The organism is Microbacterium sp. (assembly GCF_047606385.1).
Taxonomy (GTDB): Bacteria; Actinomycetota; Actinomycetes; order Actinomycetales; family Microbacteriaceae; genus Microbacterium.
On the sequence record NZ_JASGEL010000070.1, the window covers coordinates 1 to 16,839 of the forward strand.

Sequence of the window (16,839 nt, forward strand, 5' to 3'; positions counted from 1 at the left end):
CCGTCCGCGGCGCCGTCGCGATGGCCCGGGGCTGGCGCGGCGGCGCCGTCCGCGCCGCCGACGGCGACCTCGATGCGCTGACGGCACAGCTCGCCGAGATCTGGACGGCCGCCGTGGAGGGACGCTCGTATGCCGGCCGGTGAGCGGGCGACGCCACCGTCCCCCGCGCGCCGGCTGCCGTTCGCGGCCGCCGTCGGCGTCGAGGTCGCCCTGTTCGCGGCGCTCCTGCCGCTGCTGCGCGTGATCTCCGCCGGGGCATGGCTCGCCGGCGCGCTGGTCCTGGCCGCCGCGCTCCTCGGCGCCGGGCTCGTCGCCCGCCGGCTGCGGTGGCGCACCCCGCTCGTCCCGCTCGCGCAGCTCGTGCTCTGGGCCTTCGCGCTGACCGGGGTGTTCTTCTCCGGGGCCGCGTGGGCGTGGATCGTCCCGAACCCGGCGGTCGTCGCACAGGCCGTCGCCGACATCGGCTCCGCGATCGAGCTCCTCGAGATGGGGACGCCGCCGCTCACGGCCACGCCCGCGCTGTCGTTCCTGCTCGTCGGGGCGACGGGTCTGCTGGCGATCGTGCTCGACGTCGTCGTGATCGCGGTCCGGCTGCCGCTGCTCGGCGCGATCGTGCCGCTCGCGGTCGCCGTCATCCCCGCCGTGGTGGTGCCGGGGAGCACGAATGTCTGGCAGATCGTGCTCCTGGGCGGCAGCATCCTGTTCCTGCTCTGGAACGAGGCGCGCACCCGGCCCGGCGCGGACCGTCGATTCTGGAGCTCGTCGTCGCTGCGCGCCGTGGCGATCGCCGCGATCGCGGTCCTCGCGACCGTCGTGATCGTGCCGTTCCTGCCGTCGCCGACCGGCCAGGTGAGCGTCTCGGTCGGCGGCAGCGCCAGCATCGACGCATCCCTCTCGCTCGGAAGCGACCTTCGCGAGAGCGATCCGGTGGAGGTGCTGCAGGTGCGCACCAGCCAGACCTCGGCGCCGTATCTGCGCGCGGCGACGCTGTCGACGTTCGACGGCGACGAGTGGCAGCCGGACACCTTCGCCGCCGTCGACGCCTTCCCCACCCTGACCACGGACTCGGACATCGCCGTCTCGTCGGTCCAGACGCACGTCGAGATCGCCGACCTCTACACGCGCTACCTCCTCGTGCCCTTCCCGGCGACGCAGGTCGACGACCTGACCGGTCAGTGGAGCCTGATCGCCGAGAACCGCACCGTCGTCGCCGTCGACGCCGACTCGGCCGGCCAGTCGTACACGGTGACGACCACTCCTCCGCAGCCCACCCTGCAGCAGATGCGCGCGGCGACCGCGGGCGGGGTGGACTCGCGTTACACCGAGTACCCCGACGACACCCCCGACATCGTCGCGACGCTGGCCGACCAGGTCACCGCGGGAACCACGAACGACTTCGACGCCGCGACCGCACTGCAGACCTGGTTCCGCTCGGATGCGTTCACCTACTCGCTCGACGCGCCGGTGGAGCAGGGGTTCGACGGCTCGGGCGTCGAAGCGGTCGCCGAGTTCCTGCGCGTCCGTGCGGGATACTGCGAGCACTTCGCCTCGGCGTTCGCATTGATGGCGAGGTATCTCGGGATGCCGACCCGCATCGTCGTCGGCTACCTCCCGGGCACCGCGACGGGCGCCTCCGTCGACGGCGAGACCGTGTACTCGGTGGTCAGCACGCAGCTGCACGCCTGGCCCGAGGTGTACTTCGAGGGGATCGGCTGGACGGCGTTCGAGCCGACGAAGAGCCTCGGCACGACGACGCAGTACGCCAGCGCCACGACGACGACCACGGCCCCCACGACGGCCGCGACCACCGCGGCGCCGACGACGCGGCCGCAGGCCTCGGCGACCCTCTCGGCCAGCGCGACCAGCACCGCGGCGGCGCAGGATCGGAGCGGCGGGACCTCGCTCGGGACGGTCGAGCCGGCAGCCCTCGTCATCCTGGTGCTCGTCGTCGTGCTCCTGTGCGCCGCTCCGGGCGCTCTCGCCGCCCGTCGTCGACGCCGGCTCCTGCGGCGCGGCGACGCGGCGGCTTCCTGGCTGGTCGTGCAGGAGACGGCGATCGATCTCGGCATCCCGGTGCCGCCCAGCGACTCGCCGCGGATGTTCGGCGACCGGCTGCGCGCGGCCGGGGCTCCCGCGGACGCCGTGGCCGCGCTCGTCGCGGCGATCGAACACGCCAGCTACGCACCCGCCGGCGCGTCCGTCGCGGGCGCGGCAGACACGGCGACGCGGGTGCGCAGCGGCCTGCTCGCCGAGGCCGGGTTCGGACGCCGGATGCTGGCGCGCGTCGCGCCGCGCTCCCTGGTGATCCGTCCCGGGTCGCCGCTCGCCGTCGCGCGCGGAGCCGGATCACGGGAGCGGTGACGGCGGACGAGCCGGGTCGACCCGGCCGTGTCCCCGGGTGCGCGCCATCGGCTGCCGCGTGTCATAACTCCGCCTGGCTTGCGGCGGGCGGGCACCGCACCCGCGGAATCCCGCGGTACCCACGCCCCGCGGCGAAGCCGAGGCGGAGTTATGACACACGCGTCGGCTCGGACGCCGATGAGCGCAGATGAGAGCCGAGGCGCACAGGGAGGTCAACGGGCGCGGCGTCACGTATCTCGCTGAGAACCACGAACGCTGCTCCGGCTCAAGAGCGACCACCATATGTCCCCCAAACGGATGACAGACGGCGGCAGAACCACCCGATAATGTCAGCGGCACGCCGCTTCGGCGACCATCTGATCTGGGGGAATCATGAAGACGCTTAATCGTGCTGCCATGACCGGCGCCGCCATTGCGCTACTGCTCGTCGTCGCCAGCGTTACGCCTGCATCGGCAGACGACTCTTCGTCCGGCGACGACGATCCGGTCACCGTCACCGTGCTCGGCGAGATCGACACAGATGTCAACGGGTCCATCACGGAAGACGACCTGATCGATCAGGCCGCCGAGCTCGGCCAGGACATCACCGATCAGCTCGACGACGATGCTTCTACCGACGAACCCTCCGACTCCGACGCTCGCGTCGCCCCGTCCCTATACCGACCAGGCAACGACAGCACGTAATTCCACTGCCTCGTCGGTGTTCTCGCGAGCTACGCGGACCACTCAAGTCGTTCCAGCCGCAAGCACGGACTACCGGCTGATCAGCGGCTGGACCGACAACAAGGCCACCCGCATCGGTTACCGCTATGGCACGACGGCCTGGGGATGGTTGCACATCCAGCCGCACAACGTCACCAACACCATGGTGAAGAAGACAACCCAATTCCCGAGAAGCCGAACAGTGTCCGGCACGACGATCACCTATGTCACCCCGGCGAACGAGTTCACGTGCTGGCTCACCGTGTGCTGGATCACCCGGACGATGGACGTGCAAGTCGTCGTGAACTCCAGCCCGCGGTTAAGCGACGGATATCCCAAGGGCGTGATCTCCGCCTACTGCGTGGGCGCGAATGTGTGTCCGAGCTGGGTCGTCAAAGTAGCAGGATGACCAGCCATGGACTTCACGGATATCGTTCGGCACATATTCACCACGTACTCGATCGGGCAGGAGTTGCGGGTCCGAGGTGTGGAACAACGAGACGGCGAGATCGTCTTGACCTTCGACGGCCATGCTGACGACTCAGGTGGTCCATATGCGGTCGCCATTCCCGCACCGACAGCCGCCGGGGACGAGATCTGGCGAAGACACACAGAAAGCGACGACCCTGGCGAATGGGTCGTCTACGGCGCGCTCATCCCCACCATGGAGGCCTACGACACGAAGGAACCGCAAGAGGGTCGACGGGACGCGCACGGTGTGACCTGGCTCCCCCTTCGCTGACAAAGGCAAAGACGGGCGTCTGTCGACCATTCCGACGAGTCAGTGCGGGTGACGAGACGACGATGAGCCCCACCAGCTGGGATGGGGCTCATCACAGAGCGGAAGTGACAGGATTTGAACCTGCGAGGCGAGTTACCCCGCCTACATGGATTCCAGCCATGCTCCTTAGGCCGCTCGGACACACTTCCAATCGAGAATCCTATCAGCCGCCGAACGCCGGACCTCGCGTGGGCTCAGCCGTGCCGGCCGGCTCGGCGAAAGGCAGCTCACGGGCGGCATCCCACGGCTCGGCCCACCCGAGCGCGTCGAACAGGGCGTCCAGCACCATCGCGGTGAAGCCCCAGACGAGGTACTCGCCGTCGGCGTGCGGCACGAGGAACCCCGGCGCACGCCACCGCACCGCGTCGCGGCGCAGCACCGTGACGCCGCGGTTCGCGGGGTCGAGCAGTTCCGCGACCGGCGCACGGAACACGTCGGCCGACTCCCCCACGTCGATCACCCGTACCGGCGAGGGCTGCCGCCACCACCCGAGCACGGGGGTCACGAGGTGACGCGAATGCGCGAGAGGCACGTCCTCGAGCGTGCCGAGCACGTCGACTCCGGCGGGGTCGAGACCGGTCTCCTCGCGTGCCTCGCGCAGCGCGGTGGCGACGGCGTCCGGGTCGTCCGGCTCGGCGCGGCCGCCTGGGAACGCGATCTCGCCGGCGTGCGAGCGCAGCGTCGCGGCGCGGGCCAGCAGCAGCACGTCGAGATCGCGGGAGACGGCGGAGGCCGCCGCCTCCCGCTCGGCGGGGATCCGGTCGAGCGGCCCGAAGAGGATGAGCACGGCCGCCGCGCGCGCGTCGCCCGCCACCGGCAGGCGGGGCAGTGCGCCGAGGCCGACACCTCCGTCGCGCACGCGGGCCGCCAGCTCGGCGAGCTGCGCCCGGGCGGGCTGCGGTGAGGTCTCGGCGGGCACATTCTCAGGCTATGCCGCGTGCCGCTCCCCCGGCGCGCGTCCCGGTCATGTCGGTGCCCCCCGACACAATTGAGGAGTAGCCCGGCGACGCCGGGATCGGCACCGAACCGAATCGAGGGACGCGCCATGCACGACATCACCTGCCCGCACTGCGGACGCTCGTTCGCGCTCGACGACGCCGGCTACGCCGACATCGTCATGCAGGTGCGCGACAGCGAGTTCGAGAAGCAGCTGCACGAGCGACTCGAACTCGCCGAGCTCGACAAGACGAAGGCCGTCGAGCTCGCCGAGGCCAAGGCCGCCGGCGACCTGGCGAAGGCCGCGGCGGCGAAGGATGCCGAGATCCAAGACCTCAAAGCCCGACTCGACGCCGGCCAGGTCGCCCAGCAGCTCGCCGTCGCCGACGCCGTCAGCGCCGTCAGCAACGAACGCGACGACCTCAAGAACGCCCTGGCCGCCGCCGAGCAGGCCCAGCGGGCGGCCGCCGAGCTGGCCGAGGCGAGGCTCGCGCACGAACTGGCGCAGACGGCGTCCATGAAGGATGCCGAGATCCACGCGCTCAAGGCCAAGCTCGACAACAGCGCCGTGGAGAAGAAGCTCGAGCTCGCCGAGGCGCTCAGCACCGTCGAACGCGAACGCGACGAGCTCAAGAACAGCCTCGAACGGGCCGAGCTCGAGAAGAAGCTCGCCGACCAGGCGCTGAAGGACAAGTACGAGACCCAGCTGAAGGACCGTGAGGAGCAGATCGAGCGCCTGCGCGATCTGAAGGCGAAGCTGTCCACGAAGATGGTGGGCGAGACGCTCGAGCAGCACTGCGAGATCGAGTTCAACCGGCTGCGCGCCACCGCGTTCCCCCGCGCGTACTTCGAGAAGGACAACGACGCGCGCACCGGCAGCAAGGGCGATTACATCTTCCGCGACGTCGACGACGCCGGCACGGAGATCGTCTCGATCATGTTCGAGATGAAGAACGAGAGCGACAGCACCGCGACCAAGCACAAGAACGAGGACTTCCTGCGCGAGCTCGACAAGGACCGCGCCGAGAAGGGCTGCGAGTACGCGGTGCTGGTGTCCCTGCTCGAACCCGACAGCGAGCTCTACAACACCGGCATCGTCGATGTCTCGCACCGCTACCTCAAGATGTACGTGGTCCGCCCGCAGTTCTTCATCCAGATGATCACCGTGCTGCGCAACGCCGCCATGAACGCCCTCGCCTACAAGGCCGAGCTGGCCCAGGTGAAAGCCCAGAACATCGACATCACGAACTTCGAGGACGAGCTCGACACGTTCAAGACCGCGTTCGGACGCAACTACGATCTCGCCTCGCGCAAGTTCCAGGCCGCCATCGACGAGATCGACAAGTCCATCGACCGCCTGCAGAAGGCGAAGGAGGCGCTGCTGGGGTCGGAGCGCAACCTGCGCCTGGCCAACGACAAGGCACAGGACGTGACGATCAAGAAGCTCACCCGGCACAACCCGACGATGGCGGCGAAGTTCGCCGAGCTGCATGCGGCGGAGGCGCACATGCTGCACGCGGTGCCCGACCGGCGTGCCCACGATGCCGACCGGGACATCGCCTGAGCATCGCGCCGTCGCCGCTCACTCCGGCGACGGCGCCATGGTCCGAGACGCGTCCACGACGCAGAAGCGATTGCCCTCGGTGTCTTCGAGGACGACCCAGTCGGCGTCCGGCGGATAGTCGTGCCAGTCGATCCGGCGCGCGCCCAGGGAGAGCAGCCGCTCGATCTCGGCCTGCTGGTCGTCGGCGTAGAGATCGAGATGGATCCGCGGCGGATAGTGCTGCGGATACCCGGTGACCGACAGCGCGAGGCTGCCGCCGATCGCGCCCGCGGTCGCCGCGCCCGGCGGATCGAGGATCGTCCAGTCGTCCGAGGTGGACCCCTCCCGCTCGATCCAGCCGAGGGCCGCGGTCCAGAACGCGCGGGCACGATCGAAGTCGTCGACGGAGAGGACGGTGGTTCCGAGGGTCAGTGCCATGGCAGCATCCTGAGCCGCTCGGGTCCGTCTCGACTACCCCCTTGCGCCGGGCGCCGTCCGCACCCTGTCACGCGCAAGCCCCCGGCACCGCAGCAGCACCGTCCCGTACGCTGAGCGCGACGTGAGGAGGTCGCCGTGCCGCGCACGATCGTCATCACCGGCGCCAGCGACGGGATCGGCGCCGCCGCCGCGCGCCAGCTGCACGACGCAGGCGAGGAGGTCGTGATCGTCGGACGCGATCCACGCAAGACGGCCGCCGTCGCGAACTCGATCGGGTCGGCATCGTTCGTCGCCGACTATGGCGAGCTCGCCCAGGTGCGTGAGCTCGCGGCGTCCCTCCTCGAGGCGTACCCGCGCATCGACGTGCTCGCGAACAACGCCGGCAGCGTCTTCGGCTCGCAGCGGCGGACGAGCACGGACGGCTTCGAGCTGACGTTCCAGGTGAACCACCTCGCCGGGTTCCTGCTGACGAGCCTGCTGATGGACCGGCTCGCGGAGAGCTCCGCGACCGTCATCCAGACCACGAGCGTCGCCGCCCGCCGACTCGCCCGCTTCGACATCGACGATCTGCAGTCGGAGCGGCGATACTCGGCCAGCACCGCCTACGGCAACGCCAAGCTCGCCAACGTGCTGTTCACGAAGGAGCTGCATCGGCGGTTCGGGGACGCCGGGGTGCACGCGGTCGCATTCCACCCCGGGATCGTGGCGACCGGCTTCGCCGCCGCCTCCGGCGGGGTGTGGAAGGTGCTGTACCACGGGCCGCTCGCCCCGCGGATCCTCACCACCCCCGAGCAGGGCGGTGCGCGGCTGAGCTGGCTCGCGCTCGGCAAGCCGGGCTTCGACTGGCAGCCCGGCGAGTACTACGCGAACTTCCGCGTGGCTCGCACGCACCGCAGCGCCGAAGACCCGGTGCTCGCCCGGCGGTTGTGGGAGCGCAGCGCGGAGATGGTCGGTCTCCTCGGCTGACCGTGTCTCATCTTCCGCCCGCTGCGGGGGTTCGCCGCGTCCCGGCGCAAAACACAGGACGACACGGCGAATACGGCGTCCACGACGCGTTCCGACGGCGTGTCGCCGCACCTGTCCTGTGTTTCGACCCACCGATCACAGCGTGATCGGCGCCACCCACGTCGACCGGGGGTGCGTCCGCGGAACACAGTCATGCATTCTGCATGCGCGTACCATGGGATGCATGTCAAGTCTCCAGATTCGGGACGTTCCGGAGGATGTCCACCGTGTGCTCAAGGCGCGCGCCGCGGCATCCGGGCGCAGCCTGTCGGAGTTCGCGCTCGACGTCCTTCGGCGCGAGAGCAGCCGACCGACGCTCGAAGAACTGCTCGAGCGCTCGCGATTGCGCGGGACGGTCGACATCGCCGACGCCGCTGTCACCTCGCTGCGCGCGGAGCGCGACGCACGGTGAGTGCCGTCGTGCTCGATGCGTCCGTGCTGGTCGAGCTCCTGCTGGGCTCATCGCGGTCCGAGAGCGCCGTCGAGGCGATTTCGGATGCCGATCTGCACCTGCCGCACCTCGCGGACGTCGAGGTCGCGTCGGTGTTGCGCGGCCTGGCCCGCGTCGGCACGCTGTCGAGCGACCGAGCGGTAGGAGCCCTCGTCGACCTCCGGGATTTCCCCGCGTCCCGGTGGCCGAGCATCGGGTTGTTCGAGCGGATGTGGTCGCTGCGCGACACAGTCAGGGCGTACGACGCGACGTACGTGGCGCTGTCAGAGGCGTTGGATGCCACACTTGTCACGGCTGACGCGAAGCTCGCGCGAGGGGTCGCCGGCGTGGCGCGGTGCCCTGTGGTCACTGTCTGATCCGCAGCGGTCGCGCCAGACTGTCCCCATGACCGAACCCGCACGCGCGTGGGTGCTGCACGTCGATCTCGACCAGTTCATCGCGGCCGTCGAGGTGCTCCGCCGCCCTGAGCTCGCCGGCAGGCCGGTGATCGTCGGCGGCCGAGGGGATCCGTCCGAGCGGGCCGTGGTCTCGACGGCGTCCTACGAGGCGCGTGCGTTCGGAGTGGGGTCGGGGATGCCGCTGCGCATCGCCGCGCGCAAGGCGCCGGATGCCGTCATCCTGCCTGTCGACGCGCCGGCCTACACGGCAGCGTCGGAGGAGGTGATGGCGACCCTGCGCGCGCAGCCGGGCGCCGTCGTGCAGGTGCTCGGATGGGACGAGGCCTTCCTCGGCATCACCACCGACGATCCCGAGGCCTACGCGCGGCAGGTGCAGCAGGACGTGCTCGCGCGCACACGGCTCCACTGCAGCGTCGGCATCGGCGACACCCTCGTGCGCGCCAAGAACGCGACCGGCTTCGGCAAGCCGCGCGGAACCTTCCGACTCACCGTCGACAACTGGATGCAGGTCATGGGCGAGAAGCCGACGATCGCCCTGTGGGGCGTCGGGTCGAAGATCTCGAAGCGACTCGCCGCCCACGGCGTCCAAACCGTCGCGCAGCTGGCCAACGCGGACGAAGAGGTGCTGGTCGCGGAGTTCGGCCCGAAGATGGGTCCGTGGTACCGCCAGCTGGGGCGCGGCGACGGCTCCTCGGTCGTGGATGCCACACCCTGGGTGGCGCGCGGGCACGGGCGCGAGACGACGTTCCCGCAGGACGTCAGGGATCCGGCCCAGATCGAGCAGGCGGCACGCGATCTCGCCGCGCAGGTCCTCGACGACGTGGCAGCCGAAGGCCGGCCGGTCGTCGGCGTCGGTCTGAAGGTGCGCTACGCGCCCTTCACGACCAAGACGCTGGTGCACAAGATCCCCGCCACCGCCGACCGCGAACGCGTGCTCGCAGAGATCCTGGCGCTCGTGGCGCGGATCGAGCCCGACCGGCCGCTGCGCCTGCTCGGTGTGCGCGCGGAGCTGGCGATGCCGGACGACGCCCGCGAGGGGCACACACCGACACGCAGCGGGTGGTGAGCACCTCACCGCCCCGAGGCGAACTCCTGCGTGCCCACGACACCGAGCAGCCGGAGCTTCTGCTCGTCCTCGGACCCGGGCGCCGCGGTGAGCACCAGCAGCGCCTGCGACTGGTCCTCGGTGTACAGCACCTGGCAGTCGAGCTCGATCCGCCCGATCTCCGGGTGGACGAGAACCTTGTGGTCCTCGAACCGCCGGGCGACCTCCTGCCGCTCCCACAGCGCCACGAACTCCGTACTCGTCCTGCACAGCACCTCGACCAGCCCGGCGGCACGCGAGTGCGCGCCTTCGATCCCGAGGACCGACCGCAGCCCCGACACGAGCGCACGGCTGTGCCGCGAACGATGCGGCTCGACATACCGCGATCGCTCCTGGTCGGGATGCGCGAACCAGCGGTACGCGTCATAGCGCTCCCAGCCGACCGCGTCCGACGAGTCGCCGAGCAACGCCGTTCCCATGCGGTTCGCGATCAGCGTCTCGCCGAGCGACGAGATGATCAGCGCCGGCGTGTCGGCCAGCCGGTCGAACACCCGCTGCAGCGCCGGCGTCACATGGTCGAGCGAGCGGATGCGGTCGGGCGCGCTGTGGCCCGCCACACGGAACAGGTAGTCGCGCTCGTCCGCCGTCAGCCGCAGCGCTCGTGCGAGCGCGGCGAGCATCTGCGTGCTCGGCTGCGGTCCGCGTCGCTGCTCCAGCCGCGTGTAGTAGTCGGTCGACATCGCCGCCAGCTGGGCCACCTCCTCGCGCCGCAGCCCGCGCGCGCGACGCCGCGCCCCGGGCCGCAGGCCCACGTCGGCCGGATGCAGCTGCTCGCGACGGCGCCGCAGGAAGTCGGCGAGAGCGGGGCGGTCCATGTCCCCTATTCTCCGCGCGCCGGGTCGTCCGCATCCAGGGACCGCGGATCCCCCGATGACCGCTCTCTGGTCGGATGCGGGGAGCCGCCGCATCCTCGGACCATGGACATCAGCGGAAACACCGTCTTCATCCCCGGCGCGACCAGCGGCCTCGGGCTCGCCCTCGCCCTCGCGCTCCAGGACGCCGGCAACGCCGTCATCGTCGGCGGCCGCCGCGCCGAGCTGCTGGACGACATCGCGGCGCAGCATCCCGGCATCGACACCGTGGTGATCGACACGACCTCGCCCGCCTCGATCGCGGATGCCGCGGCCGGGGTGCTCGAACGCCACCCCGATCTCAACGTGCTCGTGCCGATGGCCGGCATCATGCGCGCCGAGGACTGGACGACGCCCGCCGGCTTCCTCGAGTCGGCCGAGGAGACCATCGCCACCAACGTCCTGGGGCCCATCCGGCTGATCGCGGCGTTCATCGAGCACCTGCGGACCCGGCCGGATGCCACGATCATCACCGTGTCATCGGGCCTCGCGTTCGCACCGCTGTGCATCACCCCCAGCTACAACGCGTCGAAGGCGGCGATCCACATGCTCAGCGAGTCGCTGCGGCTGCAGCTGGCCGGCACGAGCGTGTCCGTGATGGAGCTCGAGCCGCCGTCGGTGCAGAGCGACCTCATGCCCGGTCACCGCGACGATCCGTCCGCGATGCCGCTCGACGGGTTCGTCGAGGAGGTCATGCAGCTGCTGCGGACAGAGCCCGACGCGACCGAGATCCAGGTCGAGCGGGTGAAGTTCCTGCGCTACGGCGAGGCGCGCGGCGACTACACACAGGTGGTGGCGACGCTGAACGGACGGTGAGGCTCGGGCGCCGGCGTCCTACATCGCCCCCATGCCGAGCGCAAGCATGCTCTCACCGGTGTCGACGACCGTGGTCGCGAGCGGGCGCGATCGCCAGTCGAGCACGCGGCGGATCTTCGACGCGTCGATCCGCTTCACGACGCCGAGGTCGGGCACCACGCCGCGGAGCTCGGGGCGGAACAGCCCGGCGAGCCGCACCGCCCAGCTCGGCACCGAACGCGTCCCCACCCGGGACGCCCGGTCGCCGAGGCCGGTGCGCAGGGCCGCGGCGATCTGCGCCAGCTTCAGCCCTTGACCGCTGCCGACGATGAACCGCTGCCCCGCCGCATCCGCCGCCGTCATCGCGCGCACATGCGCCGTCGCCACATCGTGCACGTCGACGATCGGGATCCACACGTCCGGGAACGCGCCGATCTGGCCCGACAGGATGCGGCGCACGATCGCGTTGCCGCCGGTGACGCTCGGCGACACCACCGGCCCGAGCACGGCGACCGGGTTCAGCACCACGACCTCGAGGCCCGACTCGCGGGCGAAGTCCCACGCGGCGCGCTCGGCGAGCACCTTGCTGCGGCCGTAGGCGTCCATGCCCGGGCCGTCGAGCGGCGACCAGTCGTCGTCGGTGAACACCCGGTCGATCCTGCCCCAGCCGAAGCCGATCGCATGGAACGCCGACGTCAGCACGACGCGCCCCACACCGGCATCCTTCGCCGCGCGCAGGACGCGCAGCGTGCCCTCGCGTGCCGGGACGATCACGTCGTCCTCGTTCTCGACGTGCCCGGGCATCACCGGGGACGCCACGTGCAGCACGTAGTCGCAGCCGGCGACGGCATCCGCCCACCCGTCGTCGTGCAGCAGATCGGCGGCCACCAGGGTCAGGTCGTCGCCAGGAGGCGCACCGATACGAGCGAGGTGCTCCCGCACCTGCGGCTCACGGTCGAGCGAGCGCGCTGTCGCGCGCACGCGATAGCCCTGATCGAGCAGGGCGGCGATGACGTGGCCGGCGATGAAGCCGGCACCGCCGGTGACGAGGACGAGAGGCTGTTCGGAAGTCATGGTCCCAGCGTGCGCGGCAGGCGCGGCAGCATCCAGCCTCCCCGTGATCCTGGGACCCGGGGGACCAGGATCCGCCCGCGCTCGCGGGCATACGCTGGCCGACATGACGAACGCGGCGGCCCGGTCGAGCGCGGGCGCGGCGGATGCGCCGGGGAACGAGCTCGGCGAGTTCCTGCGTGCACGGCGCGAGCTCGTCACGCCAGAGCAGGTCGGCGTCCCGGTCGTCGGTGTGCGCCGGGTGGCGGGGCTGCGTCGGGAGGAGGTCGCGATGCTCGCCGGCATCAGCGTCGACTACTACCTGCGCCTCGAGCAGGGACGCGATCGCAACCCGTCCGCGCAGGTGCTGGAGTCGATCGCACGGGTGCTGCAGCTGGATGCCGACACCTCGGCCTATCTGCTCGAGCTCGCCGCGCCCCGCCCCCGGCGCACGGCCCGGCGCCGGCGGGCGGAGACGGTGCCGCCGCACACCCTGCGCTTCGTGCGGCAGCTGCCGTTCCCCGCATTCGTCGAGGGACGCTACCTCGACGTGCTCGCCGCGAACCCGCTCGCGACCGCGCTGTCGCCACGGCTCGCGGTCGGCGGCAACCGACTGCGCGACTTCTTCCTCGACCCCGCCGAACGCGAGATGTTCGAGCCGCATTGGGAACAGGCCGCGACGGGCCTCGTCGCCGGGTTCCGGCAGTCGGTCGGCACGGACACCGACGATCCGCGGTTCGTCGAGCTCGTCGGCGAGCTGTCGCTCGCCTCGCCCCTCTTCGGTCGGCTGTGGGCGCGCCACGACATCCGTCAGCGACAGGGGGCGGCGATGGTGTTCCAGCATCCGCAGCTCGGCGAGCTGAGCGTCGACCGCGAGAAGCTCGCGATCACCGGCACCGTCGGCATGATGCTCGTGGTCTATCACCCGCCGTCGCAGGCGGATGCGGACAAGCTCGCGGTGCTGGCCAGCGCCGCCGCGCCCGCATAACCTGGCCCGCAGTCTCTCGGCTGTCGCATCGTCAGCCTGATCGCCCGACGCAGAACACAGGACGATCCCGCGAACACGGCGTCCGCGGCGCGTGCCCGCGGCGTGTCGCCGCTCCCGTCCTGTGTTCTGGCCTCCGCGATCGTGCCTCGTGAGCGTCCGCCCACGTCTAGCGACGCCGCGCGCGCCGCGCGAGCGTCGCGATCCCCCGCCAGCCGACGAGGAAGACGAACAGCACGACCGCCGCGACGATCACGAAAGCGATCTCGACGCCCTGCCCCGAGGCGGCGCGCAGCAGCATTCCCCCGACCACCGTCGCCGCCCAGACGCCGACCCCGGTACGCACGGGCGCGAGCGGCGCGCGCCACGCGAGCATGACCGCCCACCCGATCAGCATGCCCGCGAGGAACGGCCACGCGGTCTGGGCGATGCCGCCGATCGCGAGGTCCTCGTGATGGCTGGCGCGGCCGATGATCGCGAACACGACGACGAGCACCACGTCCGCGGCGAGGGCGGCCGCCACGACACGGGGTCGGGACGCGGCGACCGAGCTCACGCTCCCGTCCCCCGCAGCACCTCCGTCATCGCCTTCCCGCGCGCGAGCTCGTCGACGAGCTTGTCGAGGTAGCGGATCTTCTGCATCAGCGGGTCCTCGATCTCCTCCACTCGGATGCCGCAGATCACGCCGGTGATCAGCGATGCGTTCGGGTTCAGGTCGGCGTCCGCGAAGAAGTCCTCGAAGCTCGTCCCGACGTCCAGGTGTCGTCGCAGCGCGACCTCGTCGAAGCCGGTCAGCCACTCGATCACCTCGTCGAGCTCGGGCTTCGTACGACCTTTCCTCTCCAGCTTCTCGACGTACAGCGGGTAGACCCGCGCGACGGGCATGGCGAAGATCCGGTGCGGCATGAGTCCAGGCTAGGCGTATCGCGACCCCGCGCCGTGGCGCCCGCCGGCCGGCGGCGAACTGCGCGAAGTGGCTACGACGGACCCATGAAGATGGCCACATTGGGCGTGCGCGAGCTGCGCGATGGGCTCAGCCGTCACCTCGCCCAGGTGCGTGCCGATAGACACGGCCTCCGGCCTCGCGTCGCTCATCCAGCAGGGCCTCGTCACCCTCCCCTCGCGCCGCGGGGAACCGCTGCCCGCGCGCGTCACCGCATCCCGCACCGTCTCCGACCTCGTCGCCGACCAGCGCCGATGAACCCCGATGCGAGCGTATTTCGACACATCCGCCCTGGTGCCGTTGCTCATCGAGGAACCCGGGCACGGCGCTCAGCGTCGCTGCGTGGGAGACCGGATCTCGTCCTCACCAGCTCGCTCGCCCGCGTCGAGGTGCACGCGGCTCTTGCACAGGCGAAGAGGATGCGACGCCTCGACGACGCCGCCTACGAGCGGGCGCTCCGGGGTTTCGCCGCCATCTGGGCGGGTGTCGCCCAGATCGCTGTCGGCGACGACGAGCTCATCGCGCAGGCCTGCCAGCTGGGCGAGCGCCTGGCACTGCGGGGGTACGACGCGGTCCACTGCGCCACGGCGGCGGCTGCGGCCTCCGCCGACTTCGTCGCCGTCAGCGGTGACCGGAATCTGCTGCGGGCCCGGGATGGGCTCGGGATCGCGACGGTGGATGCCGTCAGGTGAGAGAGCACATGCCTCGGCACACCGCCCATCGGAGGGGATAGCCGCGCACCCACCCGGAGCAGAACACAGGACGCCCGTTCGCCGACGGCTCGAGCCTGCGCGGAATCACGAGGATGCGGGCGCGGAGACCGCCGAATGTCCTGAGTTCTGACCCCCGACGGGCGCGGGCCGAAGACCAGCGGCGCCTCAGCCCTCGCGCGCGGCGGTCAGCGCCGCGATGAGCCCATCCGCGTCGGCGAGCAGGCGCGTCTTGGTCGCCTCGTCGCACCATGCGGCCTCGAACCCGGCGCGGGCGATGCGCGCAGCATCCTCGATCCCCACGCCCATCTGCGCGAGGGCGACCGTGTACTCGCGGCCGATGTCGGTCTTGAAGAACACCGCGTCGTCGGTCGCGATCGTCACGCGCAGGCCCGCTCGCACCATCTGCGCGATGCGGTGATCCGGCTCGAGCTCCCAGGCCGAGAGCTCGTGCGTCGAGTGCGGTGTGCAGGTGAACGCGACGCCTGCGTCGCGCGCGGCCGCGAGCGCCTCCGGGTCGTCGACGACCCGGTAGCCGTGGTCGATGCGCTCGACGTGCAGCACCTCGATCGCGTCACGCACGTTCCGCGGGCTCGCGCCGATCGTCTCGCCGACGTGCGCGGTCAAGCGCAGCCCGTGCCGCTCGGCCAGCTGGTACGCGTCGCGGAACCGCAGCGGATCCTCGGTGAGCTCGGGCGTGAGATAGTCCTGTCCGATGCCGACGACCGCGGGATGCGGGTGCGCGATCACCGTCTCGACCATGGCGACCGCGGTCTCAGGGCCGAGCGAGCGGTTGATCGCGGCGATCAGCCGGTACCCGACGCCGAGCTCCCGCTCGGCCCGGTCGAATCCGTCGACGAGGGCATCGATGAGCGTCGGATAGTCGACCCCGAGCTCTGCGAAGTTGTCCGGGTTGACGAAGTACTCGCGGTAGCGCAGATTGCCGGCGCGGACGGCATCCACCACGCCTTCGTACGCGACGCGCGAGATGTCGGCCGGGTCTCGCATCGCCTGCTGTGCGGCGTGGAACACATCGAGGAAGTCGGGCAGCCCCTCGTAGTCGAGCAGTTCGTCGAGGTCGTCCGTGCGCAGCGGGATGCCGTGCTTGCCGGTCAGCTCCTGCAGCGTCGTGACGCGCATGGTCGCGATGAAGTGGCAGTGCAGCTCGGCCTTCGGCAGCAGGCGGAGGAATTCGGTGTCGCTCAGCACGGCGCGGTCCTTTCAGCTGGTGGAGACGAGCAGATAGCGGGCGTCCTCGAGCACCGACCAGCGGTGTGCGACGGCGCCGTCGTACGTGATGCTCTCCCCCGCGGCGACACGGTCGACCTGGTCGCCGCGCCGCAGGTGCGCGACGCCCGAGACGACGTAGACGAACTCCTGACCCGGATGCTGGAAGTCCCGGCCGTCGTCGTCCCCTGCGCGCCCGGTGATGACGTAGACGTGGAACGACGCCCCGGCTCCGCCCGAGAGCAGCTGGGCCGTCGGCGCCGGGCCGGGCTCGTCGACGACGAAGTGCAGCGGTTCGCCCGCGCCGCCGACCGCGGGGAGAAGGGACGCCGCGGGCACCTCGAGCGCGGCGGCCAAGCCGTACACGGTCGTCAGGCTCGGCAGGATCTGCGCGTTCTCGACCTTCGACAGCATCGGCTGCGAGATGCCCGCGCGCTCGGCCACCGTGCGCATCGACTCTCCCCGTTCCGCCCGCGTGGCGCGCACGGCTGCGCCGATCGACCGCTGGATCTCGTCCGTCATCGTCGTGTTGCACCTTTCGATAACTGCGGGTTATCT

General features: G+C 70.8%; 21 protein-coding genes and 1 tRNA gene. 13 read left to right on the forward strand and 9 right to left on the reverse strand.

Features of this window, described 5'->3' with window-relative positions:
* Positions 1–129: 129 nt before the first annotated feature.
* From QM626_RS06745 to QM626_RS06760, 4 genes are all read left to right on the forward strand, one after another.
* Complete coding sequence (locus tag QM626_RS06745; protein WP_415075293.1) at positions 130–2,361, forward strand: transglutaminaseTgpA domain-containing protein; 2,232 nt, start codon at positions 130–132, stop codon at positions 2,359–2,361.
* Positions 2,362–2,757: 396 nt separating this feature from the next.
* Positions 2,758–3,045 carry a hypothetical protein gene (locus tag QM626_RS06750; protein WP_415075295.1) on the forward strand — a complete coding sequence of 96 codons (288 nt, stop codon included), beginning with the start codon at positions 2,758–2,760 and terminating at the stop codon, positions 3,043–3,045.
* Positions 3,046–3,061: 16 nt separating this feature from the next.
* Complete coding sequence (locus tag QM626_RS06755) at positions 3,062–3,472, forward strand: hypothetical protein (RefSeq protein ID WP_415075297.1); 411 nt, start codon at positions 3,062–3,064, stop codon at positions 3,470–3,472.
* Positions 3,473–3,478: 6 nt separating this feature from the next.
* Positions 3,479–3,805 (forward strand): hypothetical protein, encoded by a 327-nt coding sequence (locus QM626_RS06760; RefSeq protein ID WP_415075299.1) that lies wholly within the window; start codon positions 3,479–3,481, stop codon positions 3,803–3,805.
* A gap of 99 nt (positions 3,806–3,904) precedes the next feature.
* On the opposite strand, the gene QM626_RS06765 is transcribed toward QM626_RS06760, so the two are convergent.
* Together QM626_RS06765 and QM626_RS06770 are read right to left on the reverse strand one after the other, a co-directional pair.
* A tRNA-Ser gene (locus QM626_RS06765) sits at positions 3,905–3,993 on the reverse strand.
* A gap of 14 nt (positions 3,994–4,007) precedes the next feature.
* Entirely contained in the window at positions 4,008–4,763 is a 756-nt protein-coding gene (locus QM626_RS06770) for an NUDIX hydrolase (protein WP_415075301.1), read from the reverse strand.
* A gap of 126 nt (positions 4,764–4,889) precedes the next feature.
* Between QM626_RS06770 and QM626_RS06775 the strand changes: the two genes are divergently transcribed.
* Positions 4,890–6,344 carry a DUF2130 domain-containing protein gene (locus tag QM626_RS06775; protein WP_415075303.1) on the forward strand — a complete coding sequence of 485 codons (1,455 nt, stop codon included), beginning with the start codon at positions 4,890–4,892 and terminating at the stop codon, positions 6,342–6,344.
* Positions 6,345–6,362: 18 nt separating this feature from the next.
* Here QM626_RS06775 and QM626_RS06780 read toward each other — a convergent pair whose 3' ends face one another.
* On the reverse strand, positions 6,363–6,761 hold the full coding sequence (locus QM626_RS06780; protein WP_415075305.1) for a VOC family protein: 399 nt from the start codon (positions 6,759–6,761) through the stop codon (positions 6,363–6,365).
* Between the two features lie 135 nt (positions 6,762–6,896).
* On the opposite strand from QM626_RS06780, the gene QM626_RS06785 reads away from it, so the two are divergent.
* From QM626_RS06785 to QM626_RS06800, 4 genes are all read left to right on the forward strand, one after another.
* Entirely contained in the window at positions 6,897–7,727 is an 831-nt protein-coding gene (locus tag QM626_RS06785; protein WP_415075307.1) for an SDR family NAD(P)-dependent oxidoreductase, read from the forward strand.
* 142 nt (positions 7,728–7,869) lie between these two features.
* Positions 7,870–8,178 carry a FitA-like ribbon-helix-helix domain-containing protein gene (locus QM626_RS06790; protein WP_415075309.1) on the forward strand — a complete coding sequence of 103 codons (309 nt, stop codon included), beginning with the start codon at positions 7,870–7,872 and terminating at the stop codon, positions 8,176–8,178.
* Positions 8,179–8,186: 8 nt separating this feature from the next.
* Positions 8,187–8,573 carry a type II toxin-antitoxin system VapC family toxin gene (locus QM626_RS06795; protein ID WP_415075311.1) on the forward strand — a complete coding sequence of 129 codons (387 nt, stop codon included), beginning with the start codon at positions 8,187–8,189 and terminating at the stop codon, positions 8,571–8,573.
* A gap of 28 nt (positions 8,574–8,601) precedes the next feature.
* The gene (locus QM626_RS06800) at positions 8,602–9,681 is read left to right on the forward strand and encodes a DNA polymerase IV (protein ID WP_415075313.1); all 1,080 of its coding nucleotides are present in this window, start codon (positions 8,602–8,604) and stop codon (positions 9,679–9,681) included.
* A 5-nt stretch (positions 9,682–9,686) separates the two neighbouring features.
* Here the strand turns inward: QM626_RS06800 and QM626_RS06805 are convergent, their stop codons facing one another.
* The gene (locus QM626_RS06805) at positions 9,687–10,535 is read right to left on the reverse strand and encodes a helix-turn-helix domain-containing protein (protein ID WP_415075315.1); all 849 of its coding nucleotides are present in this window, start codon (positions 10,533–10,535) and stop codon (positions 9,687–9,689) included.
* A 102-nt stretch (positions 10,536–10,637) separates the two neighbouring features.
* Here QM626_RS06805 and QM626_RS06810 point away from each other — a divergent pair, with 102 nt between their 5' ends.
* Positions 10,638–11,387: an SDR family oxidoreductase gene (locus QM626_RS06810; protein ID WP_415075317.1), complete on the forward strand. Its 750-nt coding sequence runs from the start codon at positions 10,638–10,640 to the stop codon at positions 11,385–11,387.
* Positions 11,388–11,405: 18 nt separating this feature from the next.
* On the opposite strand, the gene QM626_RS06815 is transcribed toward QM626_RS06810, so the two are convergent.
* Positions 11,406–12,440, reverse strand: coding sequence for an NAD-dependent epimerase/dehydratase family protein (locus QM626_RS06815; RefSeq protein WP_415075319.1), 1,035 nt, complete (start codon positions 12,438–12,440; stop codon positions 11,406–11,408).
* A gap of 103 nt (positions 12,441–12,543) precedes the next feature.
* On the opposite strand from QM626_RS06815, the gene QM626_RS06820 reads away from it, so the two are divergent.
* The gene (locus QM626_RS06820; RefSeq protein WP_415075321.1) at positions 12,544–13,404 is read left to right on the forward strand and encodes a helix-turn-helix transcriptional regulator; all 861 of its coding nucleotides are present in this window, start codon (positions 12,544–12,546) and stop codon (positions 13,402–13,404) included.
* A 166-nt stretch (positions 13,405–13,570) separates the two neighbouring features.
* On the opposite strand, the gene QM626_RS06825 is transcribed toward QM626_RS06820, so the two are convergent.
* A complete protein-coding gene (locus QM626_RS06825) occupies positions 13,571–13,957 on the reverse strand; it encodes a DUF3054 domain-containing protein (RefSeq protein ID WP_415075323.1) in 387 nt (128 codons plus the stop codon).
* Positions 13,954–14,307, reverse strand: coding sequence for a DUF2200 domain-containing protein (locus QM626_RS06830; protein WP_415075325.1), 354 nt, complete (start codon positions 14,305–14,307; stop codon positions 13,954–13,956). Before QM626_RS06830 ends, QM626_RS06825 begins: the two co-directional genes overlap by 4 nt.
* A 151-nt stretch (positions 14,308–14,458) precedes the next feature.
* On the opposite strand from QM626_RS06830, the gene QM626_RS06835 reads away from it, so the two are divergent.
* Both QM626_RS06835 and QM626_RS06840 read left to right on the forward strand, forming a co-directional pair.
* Entirely contained in the window at positions 14,459–14,602 is a 144-nt protein-coding gene (locus QM626_RS06835; protein ID WP_415075327.1) for a hypothetical protein, read from the forward strand.
* A 161-nt stretch (positions 14,603–14,763) separates the two neighbouring features.
* Positions 14,764–15,036 carry a hypothetical protein gene (locus QM626_RS06840; RefSeq protein WP_415075329.1) on the forward strand — a complete coding sequence of 91 codons (273 nt, stop codon included), beginning with the start codon at positions 14,764–14,766 and terminating at the stop codon, positions 15,034–15,036.
* A 186-nt stretch (positions 15,037–15,222) separates the two neighbouring features.
* Here QM626_RS06840 and add read toward each other — a convergent pair whose 3' ends face one another.
* Positions 15,223–16,263, reverse strand: a complete 1,041-nt coding sequence (gene add, locus QM626_RS06845; protein ID WP_415075331.1) for an adenosine deaminase — start codon at positions 16,261–16,263, stop codon at positions 15,223–15,225.
* Positions 16,264–16,275: 12 nt separating this feature from the next.
* A complete protein-coding gene (locus QM626_RS06850) occupies positions 16,276–16,803 on the reverse strand; it encodes a helix-turn-helix domain-containing protein (RefSeq protein WP_415075333.1) in 528 nt (175 codons plus the stop codon).
* Positions 16,804–16,839 lie beyond the last annotated feature (36 nt).

Coding starts and splice junctions, on each gene's coding strand:
- QM626_RS06745 (WP_415075293.1), top strand. CDS start 130: ATGCCGGCCGGTGAGCGGGCGACGCCACCGTCCCCCGCGCGCCGGCTG.
- QM626_RS06750 (WP_415075295.1), top strand. CDS start 2,758: ATGACCGGCGCCGCCATTGCGCTACTGCTCGTCGTCGCCAGCGTTACG.
- QM626_RS06760 (WP_415075299.1), top strand. CDS start 3,479: ATGGACTTCACGGATATCGTTCGGCACATATTCACCACGTACTCGATC.
- QM626_RS06775 (WP_415075303.1), top strand. CDS start 4,890: ATGCACGACATCACCTGCCCGCACTGCGGACGCTCGTTCGCGCTCGAC.
- QM626_RS06780 (WP_415075305.1), bottom strand. CDS start 6,761: ATGGCACTGACCCTCGGAACCACCGTCCTCTCCGTCGACGACTTCGAT.
- QM626_RS06800 (WP_415075313.1), top strand. CDS start 8,602: ATGACCGAACCCGCACGCGCGTGGGTGCTGCACGTCGATCTCGACCAG.
- QM626_RS06805 (WP_415075315.1), bottom strand. CDS start 10,535: ATGGACCGCCCCGCTCTCGCCGACTTCCTGCGGCGCCGTCGCGAGCAG.
- QM626_RS06810 (WP_415075317.1), top strand. CDS start 10,638: ATGGACATCAGCGGAAACACCGTCTTCATCCCCGGCGCGACCAGCGGC.
- QM626_RS06815 (WP_415075319.1), bottom strand. CDS start 12,440: ATGACTTCCGAACAGCCTCTCGTCCTCGTCACCGGCGGTGCCGGCTTC.
- QM626_RS06820 (WP_415075321.1), top strand. CDS start 12,544: ATGACGAACGCGGCGGCCCGGTCGAGCGCGGGCGCGGCGGATGCGCCG.
- QM626_RS06830 (WP_415075325.1), bottom strand. CDS start 14,307: ATGCCGCACCGGATCTTCGCCATGCCCGTCGCGCGGGTCTACCCGCTG.
- QM626_RS06840 (WP_415075329.1), top strand. CDS start 14,764: ATGCGACGCCTCGACGACGCCGCCTACGAGCGGGCGCTCCGGGGTTTC.
- QM626_RS06850 (WP_415075333.1), bottom strand. CDS start 16,803: ATGACGGACGAGATCCAGCGGTCGATCGGCGCAGCCGTGCGCGCCACG.